The sequence below is a fragment of the Billgrantia sp. Q4P2 genome (assembly GCF_052806135.1).
This window is the reverse complement of record NZ_JBRBAI010000008.1, coordinates 60,659-81,332: the sequence shown is the minus strand read 5'-3', so window position 1 is coordinate 81,332 and position 20,674 is coordinate 60,659. Positions and strand designations below refer to the sequence as shown.

General features: G+C 61.4%; 19 protein-coding genes and 1 tRNA gene. 14 read left to right on the top strand and 6 right to left on the bottom strand.

Annotation, left to right across the window (positions count from 1 at the left end):
- Positions 1-5: 5 nt before the first annotated feature.
- Positions 6-431: a universal stress protein gene (locus ACUY1T_RS14940; protein WP_446024119.1), complete on the bottom strand. Its 426-nt coding sequence runs from the start codon at positions 429-431 to the stop codon at positions 6-8.
- Positions 432-865: 434 nt separating this feature from the next.
- Between ACUY1T_RS14940 and ACUY1T_RS14935 the strand changes: the two genes are divergently transcribed.
- The 6 genes from ACUY1T_RS14935 (at position 866) to ACUY1T_RS14910 (ending at position 6,774) form a co-directional block, all read left to right on the top strand.
- Complete coding sequence (locus ACUY1T_RS14935) at positions 866-2,011, top strand: ABC transporter ATP-binding protein (RefSeq protein WP_446024117.1); 1,146 nt, start codon at positions 866-868, stop codon at positions 2,009-2,011.
- Positions 2,012-2,064: 53 nt separating this feature from the next.
- Positions 2,065-3,201 carry an extracellular solute-binding protein gene (locus ACUY1T_RS14930; RefSeq protein WP_446024115.1) on the top strand — a complete coding sequence of 379 codons (1,137 nt, stop codon included), beginning with the start codon at positions 2,065-2,067 and terminating at the stop codon, positions 3,199-3,201.
- Positions 3,202-3,284: 83 nt separating this feature from the next.
- Entirely contained in the window at positions 3,285-4,535 is a 1,251-nt protein-coding gene (locus ACUY1T_RS14925) for an ABC transporter permease (RefSeq protein ID WP_446024113.1), read from the top strand.
- Positions 4,536-4,539: 4 nt separating this feature from the next.
- Complete coding sequence (locus tag ACUY1T_RS14920) at positions 4,540-5,391, top strand: ABC transporter permease (protein ID WP_446024111.1); 852 nt, start codon at positions 4,540-4,542, stop codon at positions 5,389-5,391.
- 293 nt (positions 5,392-5,684) lie between these two features.
- Positions 5,685-6,098 (top strand): hypothetical protein, encoded by a 414-nt coding sequence (locus ACUY1T_RS14915; RefSeq protein WP_446024109.1) that lies wholly within the window; start codon positions 5,685-5,687, stop codon positions 6,096-6,098.
- Between the two features lie 115 nt (positions 6,099-6,213).
- Positions 6,214-6,774 carry a hypothetical protein gene (locus ACUY1T_RS14910; RefSeq protein WP_446024107.1) on the top strand — a complete coding sequence of 187 codons (561 nt, stop codon included), beginning with the start codon at positions 6,214-6,216 and terminating at the stop codon, positions 6,772-6,774.
- A gap of 238 nt (positions 6,775-7,012) precedes the next feature.
- Here the strand turns inward: ACUY1T_RS14910 and ACUY1T_RS14905 are convergent, their stop codons facing one another.
- From ACUY1T_RS14905 to ACUY1T_RS14890, 4 genes are all read right to left on the bottom strand, one after another.
- Complete coding sequence (locus ACUY1T_RS14905) at positions 7,013-8,401, bottom strand: sigma-54-dependent transcriptional regulator (protein ID WP_446024106.1); 1,389 nt, start codon at positions 8,399-8,401, stop codon at positions 7,013-7,015.
- Positions 8,398-9,855 (bottom strand): ATP-binding protein, encoded by a 1,458-nt coding sequence (locus tag ACUY1T_RS14900; protein WP_446024104.1) that lies wholly within the window; start codon positions 9,853-9,855, stop codon positions 8,398-8,400. Before ACUY1T_RS14900 ends, ACUY1T_RS14905 begins: the two co-directional genes overlap by 4 nt.
- Positions 9,856-9,923: 68 nt before the next feature.
- Complete coding sequence (locus ACUY1T_RS14895) at positions 9,924-11,066, bottom strand: PQQ-dependent sugar dehydrogenase (RefSeq protein ID WP_446024102.1); 1,143 nt, start codon at positions 11,064-11,066, stop codon at positions 9,924-9,926.
- Between the two features lie 91 nt (positions 11,067-11,157).
- The gene (locus ACUY1T_RS14890) at positions 11,158-12,036 is read right to left on the bottom strand and encodes an AEC family transporter (RefSeq protein WP_446024100.1); all 879 of its coding nucleotides are present in this window, start codon (positions 12,034-12,036) and stop codon (positions 11,158-11,160) included.
- Positions 12,037-12,228: 192 nt separating this feature from the next.
- Here ACUY1T_RS14890 and ACUY1T_RS14885 point away from each other — a divergent pair, with 192 nt between their 5' ends.
- Positions 12,229-14,034, top strand: coding sequence for an ABC transporter ATP-binding protein (locus ACUY1T_RS14885; protein WP_446024098.1), 1,806 nt, complete (start codon positions 12,229-12,231; stop codon positions 14,032-14,034).
- A gap of 186 nt (positions 14,035-14,220) precedes the next feature.
- Here ACUY1T_RS14885 and ACUY1T_RS14880 read toward each other — a convergent pair whose 3' ends face one another.
- On the bottom strand, positions 14,221-14,826 hold the full coding sequence (locus ACUY1T_RS14880) for a hypothetical protein (RefSeq protein ID WP_446024097.1): 606 nt from the start codon (positions 14,824-14,826) through the stop codon (positions 14,221-14,223).
- A gap of 145 nt (positions 14,827-14,971) precedes the next feature.
- On the opposite strand from ACUY1T_RS14880, the gene ACUY1T_RS14875 reads away from it, so the two are divergent.
- The 7 genes from ACUY1T_RS14875 (at position 14,972) to ACUY1T_RS14845 (ending at position 20,661) form a co-directional block, all read left to right on the top strand.
- Positions 14,972-15,048, top strand: a tRNA-Ile gene (locus ACUY1T_RS14875).
- Positions 15,049-15,427: 379 nt separating this feature from the next.
- Positions 15,428-17,818 (top strand): DNA/RNA helicase domain-containing protein, encoded by a 2,391-nt coding sequence (locus tag ACUY1T_RS14870; protein ID WP_446024096.1) that lies wholly within the window; start codon positions 15,428-15,430, stop codon positions 17,816-17,818.
- Positions 17,819-17,925: 107 nt separating this feature from the next.
- The gene (locus tag ACUY1T_RS14865) at positions 17,926-18,282 is read left to right on the top strand and encodes a nucleotide pyrophosphohydrolase (RefSeq protein WP_043527825.1); all 357 of its coding nucleotides are present in this window, start codon (positions 17,926-17,928) and stop codon (positions 18,280-18,282) included.
- A gap of 219 nt (positions 18,283-18,501) precedes the next feature.
- Positions 18,502-19,278: a type IV toxin-antitoxin system AbiEi family antitoxin domain-containing protein gene (locus ACUY1T_RS14860; RefSeq protein WP_446024093.1), complete on the top strand. Its 777-nt coding sequence runs from the start codon at positions 18,502-18,504 to the stop codon at positions 19,276-19,278.
- Complete coding sequence (locus ACUY1T_RS14855; protein WP_446024091.1) at positions 19,268-19,555, top strand: nucleotidyl transferase AbiEii/AbiGii toxin family protein; 288 nt, start codon at positions 19,268-19,270, stop codon at positions 19,553-19,555. Before ACUY1T_RS14860 ends, ACUY1T_RS14855 begins: the two co-directional genes overlap by 11 nt.
- Before the next feature lie 141 nt (positions 19,556-19,696).
- Positions 19,697-20,137 (top strand): phasin family protein, encoded by a 441-nt coding sequence (locus ACUY1T_RS14850; protein ID WP_446024090.1) that lies wholly within the window; start codon positions 19,697-19,699, stop codon positions 20,135-20,137.
- Between the two features lie 389 nt (positions 20,138-20,526).
- Positions 20,527-20,661: a hypothetical protein gene (locus ACUY1T_RS14845; protein ID WP_446024088.1), complete on the top strand. Its 135-nt coding sequence runs from the start codon at positions 20,527-20,529 to the stop codon at positions 20,659-20,661.
- The last annotated feature ends 13 nt before the right edge of the window (positions 20,662-20,674 follow it).

Genomic DNA, 20,674 nt, shown 5'->3' with positions numbered 1-20,674 from the left:
TGATGTCAGGCGCGCGATGGCCTGACCAGGAAGACCGAGACATCGGTATGAGTGGCGATCTTGCCACCGTGAGACGGCATGATGACGTCGAGATGCTTCGGCGGGTGGGTCAGCATGACCACGAGGTCGGCGCCCACGTCTCGAATCGCCTCGATCAACAGGTCATCGAGATCGGCGACCGGGTCCGCACTGCTGATGGTGTGGGCGCTGACGGGCTGGCCATGCACCGCCGCTCGCTGCTGGGCAAACGCCTCCAGTTTCTGCTGGTACTCCTGCGGTGTCCTGGCCACGCTGCTCGGGGCAGTGGAGGTCACCCCGACATAGCAGACCTCGGACCGGTAGTGCCGAGCCAGATCGGCTACTGCCTGCAAGGAGGGCTCGAGCACATCCAGATGGGCAAGGTCGACCGGAACCATGATTTTGCTATACATATTCGTGCTCTCCTGGTTTACGTAATGTCGGCTGTCCGACGAGACGTACGCGGGTGCACGTTGGGAACGTTACACAATGTCAGTGTGGCGGCTTTGGCGTGTGATGCCAGTCCTGAGACCGACGCCCAAGAGCGTGGCTGCAGCACTTTTTTATATGAACAAGGATTGTACGCGAACGGGACGGCGCTGCCGAGTCGGCGCCTATGTCCCTGTTGTCGTCATTTTGGCGGTAACATAAGGTTTTCTTTGGGTAACGTTGGGTTACCCGATATCCCGGTTTCTGTCTCAGCTGTTGTTCAACGCTATTTGGACTCTGTGGGGATTGCGGTCACTGTCCGGAAAGGAATAGGGTCATGGTATTCCGATAAGAACAAAGCCAGCCTGCACGAATGCAACATACTTCGTTGCCGGTTGGCCATGAGTGGGAACCCTGCATGAACGAAAGTCTGCAACAAACGCGCAACGACGACGTTGGGCAAGCTGGTCACGAGACGGACAGCCACTTCGTACGTTTCATCAACGTGCAGAAGAGCTACGACGGAGTCGAGCTGGTCGTCAAAGGCTTCAACCTCGATATCAGCCGTGGCGAGTTCGTCACGCTGCTGGGCCCTTCCGGGTCGGGCAAGACCACCTGCCTGATGATGATGGCGGGCTTCGAGACCCCTACCCATGGTCAGATTTTGCTCCAGGGCAATCCGATCAACGACCTGCCGCCGCACAAGCGGGGCATCGGCATGGTCTTCCAGAACTACGCCCTCTTTCCTCACATGTCGGTTGCCGAGAACCTCGCCTTCCCCCTTGAAGTTCGTCATCTGTCCAAGGCCGAGACCAAGCGCAAGGTCGACCGTGCACTGGCTATGGTGCGCCTCGAGCATTTCGGCGACCGGCGCCCGGCGCAACTGTCAGGTGGACAGCAGCAGCGCGTGGCCCTGGCCCGGGCGCTGGTTTTCGAACCCGAATTGGTGCTGATGGACGAGCCGCTAGGGGCGCTCGACAAGAACCTGCGTGAGGAGATGCAGTACGAGATCAAGCGCATCCATGCCGATCTGGGCGTCTCCATGATCTACGTGACCCACGATCAGACCGAAGCCTTGACCATGTCCGATCGCATCGCCGTGTTCAACGATGGCGTCGTACAGCAGCTTGCCAGCCCTGAAGCGCTCTACGAAGCGCCCGAGAATGCTTTCGTCGCCAATTTCATCGGTGAGAACAATCGGCTCTATGGTGAAGTGATCGAAACCATCGGGGACAAGTGCCAGGTCCGCCTCGATAGTGGGGAGACGGTATTGGCCAAGGCCGTCGCAGCGGGCGGTATCGGCGCGCGCACGACCCTTTCCCTGCGTCCGGAACGTGTCGGCATCATATTGGGTGAAGCCGACGAGGCTTTCGATAACCGCTTCCAAGCCGAGGTCAAGGAGGTGATCTATCTGGGCGATCATCTGCGTACCCGTCTCAGTGTCTGCGGCAACGATGAATTCATTCTCAAGACCCCCAATGCGATGGGATACGTTTCGCTGAGGCCGGGCCAGTTGATCGATATCGGCTGGTCCAGTAGCGACTGTCGGGCTCTCGATGCCTGATGCGCTTTGATCTTGAAGCTGTGTCAAAAAAGTACAACAAGTGGAGATAGACAATGAAACATGACAACAAGCAAGCAGGGAAACCGGTGCTGAAGATTCCGGCTCTGAAACTGATGACATGTGCCGTGGCGGGAGCCTCGGTCATGGGCCTGGCGACCATGGCGCAGGCTCAGCAGACGCTCAATATCGTCTCCTGGGGCGGCGCCTACACCATGAGTCAGCAGAAGGCCTACCATGAGCCCTGGATGGAGCAGACCGGCGACCAGATCATCAACATCGACCGTAGCGGCAACGCCCTGGCCGGGTTGCGCGCACAGTCCCAGGCGGGCAATGTGACCTGGGATCTGGTCGACATGCTGCCGGCAGACGCCATGATCGCTTGCGCCGAGGGCTTGATCGAGCCGCTGAACCACGACGAACTGTTGGCGGACGCTCCGGACGGTACGCCCCCGAGCGAGGACTTCGTCGACGGTGCCCTGGGTGAGTGCTTCGTCGCCTCGATCGTCTACTCCAACGTCGTCGCTTTCAACACCGAAATGTTCCCCGAGGACAATCAGCCCAGTACCATCGCCGATGTCTTCGATCTGGAAAACTTCCCGGGCAAGCGCACCCTGCTGCGCAAGCCGATCAACAACCTCGAGTGGGCGCTGGTTGCCGATGGCGTGGCGCCCGAAGACGTCTACGACCTGCTCGAGACGGAGGAGGGCATTCAGCGCGCCTTCGACAAGCTCGATACCATCAAGGATCACGTGATCTGGTGGGAAGAGGGCGCCCAGCCGCCGCAACTGCTCGCCGACAAGGAGGTGGCCTTCGGCTCCGCCTACAACGGCCGCATCTTCGATGCGATGGTCTCAGAGGACCAGCCCTTCGAGATCATCTGGGATGCCCAGGTGTTCGAGCTGGATGGTTGGGTGGTACCTGTCGGTAAACTCGACAAGGTGAAGGATTACATCTATTTCGCCACCGACACCCAGCGGCTCGCCGATCAGGCCCAGTACATCTCCTACGGCCCGGCGCGCTACTCTTCCTCGGACATGGTCTCGGTGCATGCGGAAACCGGTATCGACATGATGCCGCACATGCCGACTTTCCCACCCAACTTCGCCACTGCCATCCAGAAAGACGACGAGTTCTGGGCCGACTATAACGATGAGCTGACCCAGCGCTTCGACGCCTGGCTGGCCCAGTAAGCCGTGCCCCCACCCGGCCCTTGGCCGGGTGGGGGCTGTCTGTCGACTCCCTTTTTGTTACGTCGCTTCCTGGAGGGGCCCGAGTGTCCGAATCTCCCGCTTCCCCTTTGACCACCGCCGATGGCGTGCCGCTCAAGGTCAGCTTGCGCCGTGCCGTGCGGCGCTCGAAGATCAAGGCCTTCCTGCTGGTATCGCCATTGCTGTTGTTCCTGTGCATCGCTTTCGTCATGCCGATCGTCGAAATGCTGTGGCGCAGTGTCGACAATCCCGAGGTCTCCACCCAGCTGTCGCGCACCGTCACCGCCCTGGAAGGCTGGGACAACGGCGCGTTACCCGACGAGCCGGTCTTTGCCGCCCTGGTGGAAGACCTGCGTGAAGGCCAGGCCGCACGCAATCTGGGGCTCTTGTCGAGTCGCCTGAACTACGAGAAATCGGGCATGCGCTCGGCGATCAACCGTACGGCACGCCAATTGCCCGTGGAACCGCCCTATCGTGAAGCCCTGATCGAGATCAATGACACCTGGGGTGAACTCGATACCTGGAAGCTGATCCAGCGTGAGGCATCGCCCTACACGCTCACCTACTATCTGGCGGCGGTGGACCGCCAACTTACGCCGACGGGTGAAATCGTCCAAGTGTCAGACCACCTCAAGGTGCACGTTTCGCTGTTCTGGCGCACCTTCTGGATGAGCGCGGTGATCACTGGGCTGACGCTGTTGCTCGGATACCCGATCGCCTTCCTGCTTGCCAACTTGCCGCTGCGCCATTCGAACCTGCTGATGATCCTGGTACTGCTGCCGTTCTGGACGTCACTGCTGGTACGAACCACGACCTGGATCGCCATCCTGCAGTCCCAAGGGGTGCTCAACGACATCATGGTCGCCCTCGGCGTGATTGCCGACGAGGCGCGCTGGCAGATGATCCATAACAAGACCGGCACCATCGTGGCCATGACCCATATCCTGCTGCCGTTCATGATCCTGCCACTCTATTCGGTGATGAAGACCATTCCGCCGAGCTACATGCGTGCAGCTCGCTCGCTGGGCGGCAGGCCCTTCCTGAGCTTTCGGCGGGTCTACTTCCCCTTGACCATCCCGGGCATCGCCGCCGGTGGCATCCTGGTCTTCATCCTGTCGATCGGCTACTACATCACGCCGGCACTGGTGGGCGGGCAGTCAGGTCGCTTCATCACCAACTACATCGCTTACCACATGCAGACCTCGCTCAACTGGGGGTTGGCCGCGGCCATTGCCTCGATCCTGCTGTTCGTGGTGATCGTTTTCTACATGGTCTTCAATCGCCTGATCGGCGTCGACAAGGTCAAGCTGGGGTAATCCGATGGCCATACCTTCCTATGCAACTCGCGGCGAGCGCATCTGGCATTACGTCTTCCTGGGCATCTGTGCGCTGATCTTCCTGTTCCTGGTGGGACCGCTGCTGATCATCATCCCGCTATCGTTCAATGCCCAGCCCTACTTCACTTTCTCGGAGGCGATGCTCAAGCTCGACCCGGCAGCCTACTCGCTACGCTGGTACGAGGATTTCTTCACCTCCAGCGCCTGGCTCAGCTCGATCAAGAACAGCTTCATCATCGGCATCGCCTCGACGATCCTGGCGACGATCCTGGGTACCATCGCGGCGCTGGGTCTCTCCAACCGGCATATGCCGGCGCGCGGGGCGATCATGGCGCTGTTGATCTCGCCGATGATCGTGCCGCTGATCATCTCCGCGGCGGCTATGTTCTTCTTCTTCTCCAAGATCAACCTGGCGCAGACCTACCTTGGCGTGATCCTGGCGCATACCGCGCTTGGCATACCATTCGTCGTCATCACCGTGACGGCCACCCTGTCGAGCTTCGATACCACGCTGATCAAGGCGGCACACAGCTTGGGTGCCAATCCCACGCGCACCTTCTTCAAGGTGGTGTTGCCTCTGGTAACGCCGGGTGTCGTTTCCGGCGCTCTGTTTGCCTTCATCACCTCCTTCGACGAGGTGGTAGTGGTGCTGTTCATCTCCGGACCCGAGCAGACCACCATGCCGATCCAGATGTGGTCGGGTATCCGCGAGCAGATCAGCCCGACGATACTGGCCGTGGCAACACTGCTGGTACTGCTCTCGATGCTGCTGCTGACGACGCTTGAGCTGTTGCGGCGGCGCAGCGAGCGGCTGCGGGGCGTTTCCCCGGGATAGCGCCTCGACGCAGCGACTCGATCCCTCAAGGCAAGGGGGCACCCAATAGGTGCCCCCTTGCTGCGTCATGCTTGGCACCAAGCAAAACCTGGGGCAAACCTGGCGAGGCCGCCTGTGGCAGACCTAGCCATGTGTCAGTTTGCACCATGGTAAAAGCAGGCGGGGGAGGTGGGAATTTCGTCTTCTGCGTAATCTAATTCATTGTTTTTTCTAAAATATAAGAGGAATAGGCAAGACTGGCACAACCTGTGCTCCCTGATAGGTGAGGACGAACCAACTAGGGAGAGATCCACATGAGCCATGATAAGCGTGCAAGCAGGTCCGCCAGGCGAATGACGGCCTTGGCCTCGGCAGTGGCTCTTGCGCTGGGGACGTTGACCCTTGCCGGCTGCGGCAATGACGACGACGAGCTTCCACCGGTTGAGGAGGAGCGTCCCACCATGGAAGAGCAAGGCTCGCCGATGCAGGACACCACGGCTGATCCTGGCATCGACCAGACCGATACTGGCGCTGGCGATGGGGCTGCGGATCCCACGACTGGGGTCGAGGAGAGCCCAGAAGGTGAGTTGGCTCCCGAACAGGATCCGCTCCCGGAAGCCGAGCAAGAGCCGGTACCTGGCGAACAGCCCGATGGGCAACAGCCCACCATGGATGACGATCAGGAAGATGACCTCTTGGTCGATGAGGAAGAGCAGAGTGGCAACTAATTAGCCATTGCTTGTAATTAGCCATTGCTTGTTCAAGTGCCGTTACCGAGTGGTGGCGGCTCGGGCAGGAAGCCCATGACATTCGTCGCAAGACGATATCGCAGGAGGTGGAAGTATGATGTCCAAGGAATTTCTGAAGAAGCTAGGCGTCTTTGGCGTGACCATGGGGCTGACTGCCAGCCCGCTGGCCTTGGCGCAGCAGACACAGCAGGACGAATTCCAGACCCAGCAGGGCACCGAGCAGCCTCAATATCCGGCTACCGATGAGGCTCCGGGCCATGAAACGGGTGCTGGTGTCGATCCGGGTGACCCCGCGGCTCCGGGCATCGATCCCGCTAGCCCCGGTGAAGACCCGGCCATGCCAGGCACCGAGGCGGAACCTGGTATGCAGCAGGATCCGGGTATGCAGCAGGATCCGGGCATGCAGCAGGATCCGGGCATGCAGCAAGATCCGGGTATGCAGCAAGATCCGGGTATGCAGCAAGATCCGGGTATGCAGCAAGCGCCTGGCACCGAAGCCGCACCGGGTACCGATCCAGCCGCGCCTGGGATGCAAGACGAGCCAGGCTTCGGCGAGGGCACCGAGGCGATGCCTGGCGAAGAGCCTCAGTTCGAATACGAGAACGAGGAAGAAGAGTGGGAATATCCGGAGGATGAGGACGACAACGCTTCTTGACCCTCCATCGTTCCGGCCCCGGCCGAGTGGCTGGGGCCGAAGGAGAAGCATCGACGCAAGGATGCGTCATCCACTAAGCATGACGCGGCGCAATCCGCTGACGGCCCGCCACCCTCCCCCCCTTGCACCGTCAGTTGGATTGCATGGCGTGCTTCGCCCCCAAGCTCCCATGGGGGCTTTTTTGTGCTTGTGACATCAGCGTGTCGTGTTGATGAGGATGACTATTTCTTCCTCGAGACTATTCTTCCTCGAGACGGCGGTAGAGGGTGCGTCTGGCGATGCCGAGGATGTCGGCGGTACGCCGCTTGTTGCCGCCCGTCGCCTCGAGCACTTTCTGGATGTAGCGCTTTTCGACCTCCTCCAGGCTCGGCCAGCTCTGCTGGCCGCTGGCGACCAGGGCCTTGCCAGTTTCGATCTGCCGCACGGCGCCACGCTGATCCTGGCCATGCTGGCGAATACGCTCCGGCAGGTCGGTATGGCTGAGCAGGCCATCTTCCGCCAAGGTCACGGCGCGCATGACGGCATTCTCGAGTTCACGAACGTTGCCTGGGTAGGGGTAGTCGAGCAAGGTCTGTAGTGCCATGGGTTCGATGCGCTCGATGCTCTTGCCCTGGGCGCTGGCGTGCTTTTCGATCATGGCGGAGATCAGGCGTTCGATATCCCCTTGGCGCTCGCGCAGCGGGGGAATACGCAGCGAAAAGGTCTCCAGACGGTAGAACAGGTCGCTGCGGAAGTTGCCGTTTTCGATCTCCTGTTCCAGATCACGGTGGGTGGCGGCAATGATGCGTACGTCCACGGCTTCTTCTTTTTCGGCCCCCACCGCCTTGATCATCTTCTCCTGCAGCGCCCGCAGCAGCTTGGCCTGAAGGCCGGGTGACATTTCGCCGATCTCGTCGAGAAAGAGGCTGCCGCCGTTGGCCGTCTGGAACAGGCCCTGGCGCGACTCGCTGGCCCCAGTGAAGGCGCCCTTGACGTGGCCGAAGAACTCGCTCTCCATCAGTTCCGAGGGGATGCTGGCACAGTTGATGGCAATGAAAGGTTCACCGGACCGGGGGCTCTCGGCATGAATGGCGCGGGCCAACAGCTCCTTGCCGGTGCCGCTCTCGCCCAGGATGAGGATGGGCGCATCGCTCTTGGCCAGCCGGGCCGCATCGTGAAAAAGCGCCTGCATCGTTTCGCTTTCGCCGACGATGCCATGGAAATGGCCGGGTGGCTCGTCCTGATGCAAGCGCTCGGTCAGGCGCCGGTTTTCCAGCACCCGGAAGACCGCTTCTCCCACGCTCTCCAGGTCCAGCGGTTTGGTAAGGAAGTCATCGGCGCCGATCTTCAACGCCTCGACGGCCTGGTCGATGGTCCCAAAGGCAGTAATGACGATGAAACCCAGGCGGCTGCCCTCGTGGCGCAGTTGCTCGAGCAGCTGCATGCCGCTCATGCCGGGGAGGCGCACGTCACTGATCACCAGGGCCACTTCACTGTGACTCAAGGCGACGACGGCTTCCTCGGCACTGCCGACGCCTAGCGTCTGGTAACCGGCCTCCTGAAGTTCCTCTTCCAGCAGCTCGAGGATGGCGGCGTCATCCTCGACGATGAGTATGGGTAAGTCGGTATGGCTGTGGCTCCCAGTCACGTGGCAGTTCCTCCTTCATCGGCATCGTTCAGTGGTAGTCCGATCTCGAAGCCGGCTCCCCCCAGTTCGCTGTCGAACACCCCGACGGTGCCGCCGTGGTCGTTGATGATTCGGTGCACCATGGAAAGCCCCAGGCCGCTGCCCTGGCCGACGGGTTTGGTAGTGAAAAAGGGATCGAAGACCTTGGATTTGTCCTTGTCGCCGATACCCGAGCCGTCATCTTCCACCCACAGCGTCAGCCAGCCCTCTTTTTCCCGCGTGCGTATGCGCACACGGCTGACTTCCTTGACCTGGGCGGCATTGCGCAGAAGGTTGGTCAATACCTGGATCAACTGCTGGCCATTGGCCAGCAATGGTGAATAGGAGGGGGGGAGGTCGAGTTCGAGGCGGATGGCGTTCTGCTCGAAGTCTTCCTCCACCAGTTCGCGTGCCGCTCCGAGGAGGTCGGCCAGGTCCAGCGGCTCCTTTTCGACATTGTGGCGGCGGCCGAGCTCCATCAGCTGACGCACGATCTCGACGATGCGCTCCACCTCGCTGCGAATGCGCCCCAACCTGGCCCGGTCGGCGTCGTTGAGCGTGTCGCGCCGGGCCAGTCGCTGGGCCTGGCCGTTGATCACCGTGAGCGGCGCGCCGATCTCGTGGGCGACGCCGGCAGCCAGCACCCCCAGCTCGGCGAGCTTCTTCGACTTGCGCAGCCGCTTCTCGAGTTCGATCTCCTTGCGCCGGCGAGCCTCGATGTCGGCATCCTTCTCGGCCATGGCATCCAGCATGCCGTTCAGGGCCACGGCGAGGCGCTCATACTCCTGCGGACCTTCGGCTTCGGCACGCTGGCCACGGTCGCCGGCCTCGACGCGCTGCATGACGGTGAGCAGGCGTTCGAGCGGCCGCTCGATGTGGCGCCGAAAACCCCACCAGATGCCCAGCACGATGCCGGCCGCACCGATGACGAAAGCCAGCAGGGCCAACTGACTGAGAAACCCGGTGTAGTTCTCGATACCGGTATTGAGCCGATTGACCTGCAGCACGCCCTGCACTTCGCCGGTGGCGGAAAGCAGTGGTTTCAGTGCCGAGTAGTAGTGCCAGCCGTCGTGCTCGCGGTAGGCGGCCCGCATCTCGCCGTGTTCGGCCACCTCGCGAATGGTCTCGGGGCTGAATAGCGCCTGACCCAGTCCAAGGCCGTAGATCTCGCGGCCATTGGGGTCGAATACATAGGCACCATAAATACGGTGGAAGGAGAAGGCGGAGTAGAGCGACTCCTCGAGGGGCTCGGTGGCGTTGCGCGTCAGAGCCTGGCTCAGGGTGGTGCCGATCACGTTGGTGATGACCTGGACTTCCCGCTCCAGGCGATTGCGCACGTTGTCCTCGAGCGACTTGATGGCCACCAGGCTGAAGATCAGCAGCACCAGGAAGAGCGGTGCAATGACGGTCAGAAGTATGAGATTGCGTAGGCGCATGGCGACTCGCGGACGGTGTTCGACGAATGTCACGGCACCGGGCTTCAAGTCCGGTGCCACACTTGGGATCAATCGACCGGCCTCAGCCGGTAAAGGTTGCCCTGTGGATCGTCGTTGATCAGGTAAATGGCACCATCATGCCCCTGGTAAACGTCGCGAATGCGCCCGATCTGCCCATCGAGTACGACTTCACTGTCGACCAACTCATCACCATCCAGGGCCAGACGGTGCAGCTGTTCGCTTTGCAGCCCCCCTGCCAGCAGGTTGCCCTGCCATTCCCGGAACATGGACGAAGTGACCTGGGTCAGGCCGGAGGGCGCGAAGCGGTCTTCGAAGACATGAACGGGGTCGCGCATGCCGGGTAGGGAATCCTCACCGACGGGCTGGCGCGAGACATAGCTTCGTCCCAGGCTCACCTCGGGCCAGCCGTAGTTCTCGCCGCCAATGAGGCGGTTGAGCTCATCGCCGCCCAGGGGGCCGTGCTCGGTGGCCCAGGCCTCGCCCGCCTCCGTGACCACCAGGCCCTGGGCATTACGGTTGCCGAGAGTGAAGATCTCGTCGAGTGTCCCGTCGTCCCCGACGAAGGGATTGTCTTCGGGGACGCCGCCGGTTTCCGTCAGGCGCAATATGCTGCCGGCATGGTCGCGGCCATCCTGAGCTCGCGGTGGGCTGCCGCGGTCGCCGATGGACATCAGCAGCGTGCCGTCCGGCAGCCAGGCGAGCCTGGAACCATAGTGGCGCCCGGGGTCGGCAGGCCGCTCTTGCTCGAACAGGGTCTCGAGGTCGCTCAGGCGGGTGTCGTCCAGGCGAGCCCGGCCCAGGGCCGTGGCAGTCTGGCTGCCGTCGGGCTTGCTCCAGGTGAAGTAGATCCAGTCGTGCTCGCCATCGCCATAGCGGGGGTGCAGCGTCACGTCGAGCAGACCGCCCTGGGTCCGGGCGCTGATCTCGGGCAGGCCGTCAAGGTGAGAGATGCTGCCATCCTCCTCGACCAGCGCCAGTCGCCCCGGGCGCTCGCTGACCAGAAAGCGGCCGTCGGGCAGCATGATCACCGACCAGGGATGTTCGAGGCCTTCGGCAATGCGTTCGAGACGTAGCTCCAGATGCTCGGTGGCAATGCGTTCGGCGACGATCTCAGCGGCCTGGACCGAACCGATGCTTCCTGCGATGCAGGCCAGCAGCGGAATCGCCAGCCGTTTGCTTGCTTCGTGCATGATCCTCTCCCTTGCATTTCGATACCGCCCCGGTAGATAGAGACTCTGGAGCAGCCCGGGTGTTCCCATCACCCTCGTGAACCGTTGGCGACTACATCAGGATCGCCAACAGGATCGGCAGATAGAGCAGTGCCAGCAGCGTCGAGCAGAACACCAGGCTGGCCACGTACTCTGGCTCACGCTTGGCACGCTGGGCGAAAAGATAATTGAAGACGGCTACCGGCATGCTCATCTGCAGCACGAGGATGCTGAGCGCAAGCGTCGACAGGCCCAGCAGTGTGCCGATCCCCCAGGCCAGCAGAGCGGCAACCGGAATACGCAGCAGGCTGAAGCCGATGCCCGAACGCAGATTCTTCACCTGGATGCTGGCCAGCGAGACTCCCAGCGTGATCAGCATGAGCGGTACGGTGAAGCCAGAGATCAGGTCTACGCTATTGGCCAGCCATCGCGGCAGCTCGGTGTCGCTCAGCAACAGAGCCAGTGCAATCAGGATAGCGTAAACCGTGGGAGTCCTGACCAGAGTTCGCAAAGGGTTGCCGCTGCTGCTGGCAATGATGGAACCGATGGTGAACTGGAACAGCGAGACCGTGACCATCACCGTGATGCCGAACGCGAAGCCGGCGCTGCCGAAGGCGTAGAGCACCACCGGCAGCCCCATGTTGCCCGTGTTGGGGTACATCATCGGCGCCAGCAGTACCCGCCAATCCCGGCGCAGCAGGCGCGCCATGGCAAAGGTGGCAAGGCCCATGCCGATCATCACCAGCGCAGTGGCGAGCATGGTGCGCCCGAAGCTGCCGGCATCGATTTCGGCATTCGTGAGCGAGGCAATGACCAGGGCCGGCGTGCCGATGTTGAAGACCAGCCGCGTGACGAAGTCCACGGGGTAGGGCTGGCCCAGGCGCATCCAGGTAAAGCCCAGGCCGGCGCCGGCCAGGACGGGCGCCATCACGGCGAAGAGGTCGGCGAGCATCGAACATCCTTGGCGTTGAGCAAGCTAAGTATTGTCGTGAATAGCGCCATGGCGATGCAAGTTCGGTGCGCGTTTCCGGATTTCGAACGGGGGTTGTTGAGGGTAGTCGGCCCGGTTACGCCTTGGTGCAAGCGGCCCTGACCCGGTAAGCTGCGACTCTTGCTCGAGACGCTTGCTCGAAAGGAATCTCCCATGTCAGCCAACGCTTCCGCCAACAGCTTCCAGGCGCTGGTGCGCCTGCTGCGCTATGCGCGCGGCTATCGGCGTCGCATCATCGCCGCCACTACCTGCTCGATCATCAACAAGATCTTCGATATCGCACCGGAGATCCTCATCGGTGTGGCCATCGACGTAGTGGTCAATCAGGAGCGCAGCTTCGTCGCCCGAGCGGGCTTCGAGACTGCCCAGCAGCAGATCATGGTGCTCGCCGTGCTCACCTTCTTCATCTGGGCCGGCGAATCGATCTTCGAGTATCTCTACAAGATCCTGTGGCGCAACCTGGCCCAGCGGCTGCAGGCCGACATGCGCCTGGACACCTACGAGCACGCCCAGCGTCTCGACATGGCCTATTTCGAGTCGAAGAGCTCGGGCCAGCTGGTGGCGACCATGAACGACGACGTCAACCAGCTCGAGCGCTTCCTCGACGGCGGTGCCAATTCGCTGATCCAGGTCGGCGTCACCGTGGTCGCGGTGGGCGCGGTGTTCTTCGTCATCTCGCCCCTGATCGCGCTGCTCGCCTTCACGCCGATCCCGCTGATCATCTGGGGCGCGTTCTTCTTCCAGCGCAAGGCCGGCCCGCTCTACGCCGACGTGCGCGAGAAGGTGGGCGACCTCGCCAGCCGGCTCTCCAACAATCTCTCGGGCATCGCCACCATCAAGAGCTTCACCAGCGAGGCGCGCGAGGCCGAGCGGCTGCGCCAGGTCAGCGAGGCCTACGTCGAGGCCAACCGTCGCGCCATCCAGGTCAGCTCGGCCTTCATCCCGGTGATCCGCATGGCCATCCTGGCCGGTTTCCTCGCCACCTTTACCGTGGGTGGCATGATGGCTTTGCGCGGCGACCTCAACGTGGGCGCCTACGGCGTGCTGGTGTTCCTCACCCAGCGCCTGCTGTGGCCGTTGACGGGGCTGGCCGAAGTGATCGACCTGTTCGAGCGCGCCATGGCCAGTACCCGGCGCATCCTCGACCTGCTGGCGGTACCGATCACGGTGAAGGACAACCAGGGGCAGCCGTTGGCAGAGCCGGTACGCGGCGAAGTGAGCTTCGAGAACATCAGCTTCCACTATGCCGCCAGCGGCGTGGGGGTGGACGGGGTGAGCCTGCACGTGCCCGCCGGCAATACCCTGGCGCTGGTGGGCGCCACCGGCTCGGGCAAGTCGACCCTGATGAAGCTGCTGCTGCGCTTCTACGACCCCGAGGCCGGCCAGGTCCGCATCGACGGCCAGCCGATCGGCGAGGTGAGTCTTGCTTCGCTGCGCCAGGCCATTGGCCTGGTGAGCCAGGACGTCTACCTGTTCGAAGGTTCGATACGCGACAACATCGCCTACGGCCGCCCCGAGGCCAGCGAAGCCGATGTGATCGAGGCGGCGCGCACCGCCGAGGCGTGGGAGTTCATCCAGGCTCTGCCCCAGGGGCTCGACACCGCCGTGGGCGAGCGTGGTGTGCGCCTCTCCGGTGGCCAGCGTCAGCGCCTCTCGCTGGCCCGCGCACTGCTCAAGGACCCGCCGATCCTGGTGCTCGACGAGGCCACCAGCGCGGTGGACAACGAGACCGAGGCCGCCATCCAGCGCTCGCTGGCCAAGATCGGCCACGGCCGTACGGTGATCATGATCGCCCACCGCCTCTCGACCATCGTGCACGCCGACGAGATCGTAGTGGTCGACGGCGGGCGGGTCGTGGAGCAGGGCACCCATGCCGAGCTGCTCGACAAGGGCGGCCGCTACGCCGCCCAGTGGCGAGTACAGACCGGCGCATTGGAGGAGAGCGAGGCACTGAGCTGAGCGCTTCGGACCCAGGCTCCGGCTGTCTCAACTGCAGTTCGCTTCTAAACCGTAGACCAGCGACAACGAGGCGGCAACGGGGCGTTGGTCGCTTCAGGAAACGTGCCGGAGCGTCACACGTGCAGGGCGGCTTTCACGCCGCCCTGAGAGGGGAAATGCCGGTTGGGGGGGAAAGCGGTGAGGGGATTATGAGTCCCCTGGCTTGACCAACAGAGCATCGAGACTGACCGGTACCTCGTCGCCAATCTGCTCGTAGCCGAGCAGCAGGAGAACCGAGCGCAGAGTCGGGTCGGCCATCAGCGCCTGCCCATCCAGCGCCACCCGTTCGGCATTGGTGACCTGGATCTGATTGCTACCCGTCTTGGTGAAGCGCACCGGCAGCGACTCCTCGCGCACGGCGTTGCCCGATTGCACCTTCATCGTCAGGTTCTCCACCATGGATTCGCCCACGGCGAGCCGCTCCAGCCGTTCGGGCGGGAACTGGGTGGTCAGGGTGGCCATGGGCCGCTGGGTGATACCGGAGAGCCACGGTGGCAACTGCCCGAGCCGCTCGACCACGTCGCTTTGGTTTAGCCGCAGCGGCAGTTCCAGGTTGCCGCTGGCATCGGCGCTGCCACTCAGCCGGCGCACCTCGTGCTGGCGCGGAATGGGTCCGTCGGGCGTAATCTGCATCACCGTGGCGGAAACCCGCGAACGCTCCGGATCGAGCTCCCAAGCCGCCAGCGGCGAGGCGAACAGCAGGGCGGTGGCACCCAAGGCCAGTACGGAGAAGGAAGAGAAAAGGCGTTTCATGAACGGTGCGTCTCCTGGAGCGGAAGGCTCACCCCAGAAGACACGCCAAACGCCGGGAAGTGCCCGGCGCGGCGAAACGAAATTGCCACCCGCGAGCCTCTGGCCTCGCCCACCAGCTTTCGCTATCATACGGCGGCGCAATGCAGGGCCTATAGCTCAGTTGGTTAGAGCAGGGGACTCATAATCCCTTGGTCGCTGGTTCGAGTCCAGCTGGGCCCACCATTCCCATCAAGTCAATAGCACCATCCAGTCTGCTCAGAGGAACCATAGGCTCTCTGGATGCATGCCTACACGCAAGAACGTAGGTGCTGCCGCGAGACGTATGCATAGCTCAATCGCAAGCAGGCCAGCCCATTGACATGACTGGAGCATCATCGCAGCATGTTGAATGCCATACCCGCCATGCCTCTCATGGAAGCACACTCTGGCGGGTTTTTTGTATTTATCAGTTAGCTAGCCAATCCTCCAGGAAGGGCACAGCTGCGTGTTCGATCTCAGAGACGCATGGCTGGTAAGGGGGCACAAAAAGATCGACGAGTGAAAGTTTCAAGAAAAATTAAATGTATAAAGTTTTATTGAGTATACAAGGGGCTGATAAACAATGCTGGTCTACAATGCCACCAAGCAGCAGTTTATCGACGATGTGCGAGCCAACGTCATCACCGACGCCATCGAGAACGAGGTGGCACGCAGACTGAACCGCAACTCGCCCCGTAGTGAGGTGACATCCTGGGAGAGCTCCCTTCGCTTCATGATGAGCGTTCTGCTCGATGAGGGCATCCCAGCATCGGCAGGAGTGGCCATTGAGTACAACATTCCGCTGACCAATCGCCGTGTGGACTTTATTCTCACCGGCAAGAACCACCAGCGTGACGATGCCGCCGTCATTGTAGAGTTGAAACAGTGGCAGTCCGTCGAGGTGACGAAGAAGGATGCCATCGTCCGTACCCAGTTGGGTGGCGGAGTGCGCGAGACCAACCATCCGTCGTATCAAGCGTGGTCCTATGGCGCGCTGATCGAGGACTACAACGAGACGGTACGCTCCGAGTCGATCCGCCTGGTGCCCTGCGCCTACCTGCACAACATGAAGCAGGGGCACGCCATCAATGATCCCTTCTACGAGCACCACACACGCCGGGCGCCGGTCTTCATTTCGCAGGATGCCCTGAAGCTTTCGAAGTTTCTGAGCCAGCACATCAAGTACGGTGACAGCAACAACATCATGTATCGCATCGAGCATGGTGTGATCAAGCCGAGCAAGAACCTGGCGGATGCACTGGCCTCGATGATGCAAGGCAACGCGGAGTTCCTGATGATCGACGACCAGAAGCTGGTCTATGAAACCGCGCTTGATCTTGCGCATCGGGCGGCCAAAGGCAACAAGCAGTGCCTGATCGTCAAGGGTGGGCCCGGCACCGGTAAGTCGGTGGTGGCCATCAACCTGCTGGTGGAACTGACGAAGCGCGAGATGATGACGCAGTACGTATCGCGCAACTCGGCCCCTCGGGAGGTCTTCAAGAAGAAGCTGACCGGAACGCGCAAGAAGACCCACATCGACAACCTGTTCAAGGGCTCGGGCAGCTACGTCAACGCAGAGCCGGACACCTTCCATGCACTGATCATCGACGAGGCGCACCGCCTGAACGAGAAATCCGGCATGTACCAGAACCTGGGCGAGAGCCAGATCAAGGAGGTGATCACCGCATCACGCTTCTCGATCTTCTTCATCGATGAAGCGCAGCGCGTGACGCTGAAGGACGTGGGCACGGTCGAGGAAATCAGGCGGCGGGCAGCGGAGTGCGGAGCCGACGTCCAGGAGCTAGAGCTGGCGTCGCAGTTTCGCTGTAACGGCTCGGATGGCTATCTGGCCTGGCTCGATCACGCTCTTCAGATTCGCACCACGGCCAACACCGACCTGGATGATATCGATTACGACTTTCAGGTATTCGGTGACCCGAGCGCCATGCGCCAGGCGATTCTCGAAAAGAACCGCAAGGCCAACAAGGCACGCATGGTGGCGGGATACTGCTGGCCTTGGGCGAGCAAGAAGGACAGGCATGCCATGGACATCGTCTTTCCTGAGCATGACTTCGCCGCCCAGTGGAACCTCGATGACGACGGCATGCTGTGGGCTATCGCCGATGGGTCAGCGGAGCAGGTAGGTTGCATCCACACTTGCCAAGGCCTGGAGTTCGACTACGTTGGCGTTATCATCGGGGATGACTTTGTTATTCGCGACGGCCGCGTGGTAACCGATGCCGGGAAAAGGGCAGGGCAAGACCGTTCCGTTCACGGGTACAAGACACTGCTCAAGGAGCAACCCGAGCATGCCCGTGCCCTGGCGGACCAGATCATCAAGAACACCTATCGCACCTTGATGACGAGGGGCCAGAAGGGCTGTTACGTCTATGCCACCGACCCCGAAACCCGAGAGTACTTTGCGGCTTTCGTCCGCTCCCGATCAGTGGCCGAGCATCCGGACGAGGCTGAGAACGTTGAGATTTTGGATGGCTTAAATCTTCCTATCGTGTCACGCGAGCAGGCAGAGCCGTTCGAGCGCCATGTGCCCGTGTACGATCTGAGCATCGCCGCCGGCGAGTTCAGCGAGATGCAGATCGCCGAAGCCGAGCACTGGGTCGAACTGCCGGACTTCATGCGAGTAAGTCCCGACCTATTCGTCAGCCGGGTGGTGGGGGAGTCGATGAACCGGCGCATTCCCAATGGAGCCTGGTGCCTGTTCCGAGCGAACCCGGGCGGTACGCGTCAGGGCAAGGTCGTCGTGGTGCAGCACCGAGCCATCGAGGACCCGGACCATGGCGGCAGCTTCACGGTCAAGCTGTATCAGAGCGAGAAGGTCGAGGAGTACGGCGAGTTCGTGAACCAGCGCATCGTGCTGAAGCCCCAGACCAACGCCTTCGGCTACAAGGACATCGTGCTCGAGGACGAGCTTGAGGACCTGAAGGTCATCGGAGAATTCCTCTCCGTGCTGTGAGCGAGTGGGCGACAGGATGGTCGCCTATGCCGATGCCGGCTGGATAGCGAGCGGCAGAGCAGGCATGCTCACTGAAATCCGATACCGCAGAATCAGGTGACCCCTAGATGTCAGACCCGTTCAAGCAGCTCCGTGACGCCATGGACCAGTTCGCCACCGAGCGCGACTGGGACCAGTTCCACTCGCCCAAGAACTTGGCCATGGCGCTGACGGTGGAGGCAGCTGAGCTGCAGGAGTGCTTCCAGTGGTTGACCGAGGCGCAGTCCAGGGAGCTGGATGAGCAGCAACTGGCCGCCGTGCGCGACGAAATTGCCGATGTTCAGCTCTATCTGATCCGGCTGGCGGGCAAGCTGGACGTGGATATCGAAGCGGCATGCCGGGCGAAGATGGAGAAGAATGCAGAGAAATATCCCGCCGACCAAGTGAAGGGAAGTGCGAAAAAGTACACGCACTATCAGGATTAATGTGATGTGTGGCCGCTTTGTCCACTGCAGCGGCCTTCTCTGCCTGGCTTCGTCCCTCAAGCTTCCTCCCGCTAAATTTGGGATCAAGCAGGGCGGAGACTCAGCTTTTGGTTTAATTTCTGTCCTAAAAGCGGCCTTGAATGGCGATTGTGGGCTTGAAGATAAACTAACGTGGTTTATTCTTCACTCTAAAGACGGAATTTAAGGCCGCTTTCTAACGTGAAAATAAACCAGCTGCTGCACAAAATCCCGTATGGCGCCGTCGTTACGACCTCCTGGCTTGCATCACACGGCGTCACCTCGGATCAGGCGCGTAAGCTGGCCGGCAGTGGCTGGCTGCAACGCGTGGGGTACGGCGCCTACTGCCAAGCGGGAGAGCCTCTTACCTGGGAGAGCGCTGTCTTCGCCCTGCAAGCGAGCGATGACACGGGGTTACCACCGCTTTGGCCGGGTGGCCAGACGGCCCTGGCACTGCATGGCTTCGTCCACTATCTGCCCATGGGGGAGCGCACGACGCACCTGTATGGCAAGGAGGCCGCTCGGCTGCCCCGATGGTTGAGTGACGCCGAGTGGGCAGGGCGGATGGTGCTCCACTCTGAAAAGGGCCTGCCAATGCAGCTTCCCGGCAGCTTCACGGACTACGCGTCGGCCGGCAGGGCCTTCAGCTTGCAGGTATCGACCCCTGAGCGAGCGATCCTGGAGTGGATTGCCGTGACGCCGAATGCGCTGCTGTTCAGCAGTGAGCTGGTTGACACCTTCGGTGGCCTCAATACGCTGCGTCCGCGTCGGCTTCAGGCATTGCTGGAGGGGTGCCGTTCGGTGAGAACCAAGCGGGCCTTCCTGGTGCTGGCTCGCCACGCCGGACATGCCTGGTACGGTCGTCTGGAACCACGTCGACTGGATCTCGGCAAAGGCAAGCGGCAGCTCTGCCAGGGCGGCAAGCTGGACAGGGAATATCACGTTACGGTGCCGGAGGCGTTCCTGCATGCCGATTGATGCTCGCTACCACGAACAGGTCCGGCTGCTGGTCTCGCTGCTGCCATTTCTCAATGACGAGCCGTGCTTCGCCCTCAAGGGTGGCACTGCCATCAATCTCTTCGTGCAACCGTTTCCGCGCCTCTCTGTCGATATCGACCTGGCCTACCTACCGCTGGAACCTCGTGACGAGGCTCTGCGACGCTGTCGCGAGGCGCTGCAGCGACTGGCAGAGACCTTCAGTGCTCGGCTGCCAGGTGTGCGGGCGAGCTTCAGGATAATCGCCGAGATGAGCTGAGGATCCTGGTGCGCCGAGGGCGTAGCCAGGTAAGGGTGCCCGAGTTATGTTGCACTGCACAAAATCCCCTGCTACTGTGTGGTATGCAGCAGAGCGGGGATCTCCCGCTACAAGGCATTCAGAACCCCGGAGGTTCCTATCATGAGCAACGCATTCGCATTCGATACCAAGCAGTTTGACACCGCCCAGCTTGAGTCCGTGTTCTTCGCCCCGGCTCGCGCCTTCACTGCTTTGTCCATCGACTACACCGAGAAGCTGGTCAATGCCCAGCTCGAGGCTGCCAAGGCGTATAGCGACACTACCCTGGCGCAACTGCGTAGCCTGTCCGAGGTCAAGGATGCCGAGGGCCTGAAGAGCTACCTGGAAGGCCAGCAGGCCGTTGCCAAAGACTTGACCGAGCGCCTGAAGGGCGATGCCGGCAAGGTCGTGGCCCTGCAGCAGGACTTCGTGCAGCAAAGCCAGAAGCTGACCGAAGATAGCGTCAAGCAGGCCCAGCAAGGCCTCAAGTCGGCCAGCGAGAGCGAGACTGACACAGCGTCCGCTCCCAAGTCGGTCAAGGAAACCGCCTCCAAGGCCAAGTAAGCCTTAGGCCTACGGGCCGCGCCGACGCAAGATTCAGGCCGCCGATCCATGATCGGCGGCTTTTTGCTATGTGAGCAATGGCCATGGGCCGGAGAAACATCCCTCCGACCAAGTAAAGAAAGTGCGAAAAAGTACACCCATTATCAGAATTAATATGATGTCGTCTTGATGAATCAGATAGTCCGAAGGGCCAATGTTGTGTTCCTGTGTTGGCAATAGGAGTGCCGCTTTAAATCTCTCCTCCGCTGCGGTTCAGCCCTACCTGTCGCCATCTTGATACTCGGGTGCCTGAATTTCTCAAAGAGTGTGGATCATTACCCGGTCAATGAACCGCCTTCCTTCTGGGGCTGTATAAGGTATACAGCGCATCGGCAGCCGGGGAACTCCCCATGGCACGAGATTTCGATACTGCGCTGTGCGGTTTCGACGACTTGCGCCCGGGCCAAGGCGTCGAGCGGATATCGAAGACCGGGGCGGTCGCCTGGTTGCCGAAGACATCAAACTGGATGCTTGATCACGATTGACCCTGTTGGGAGG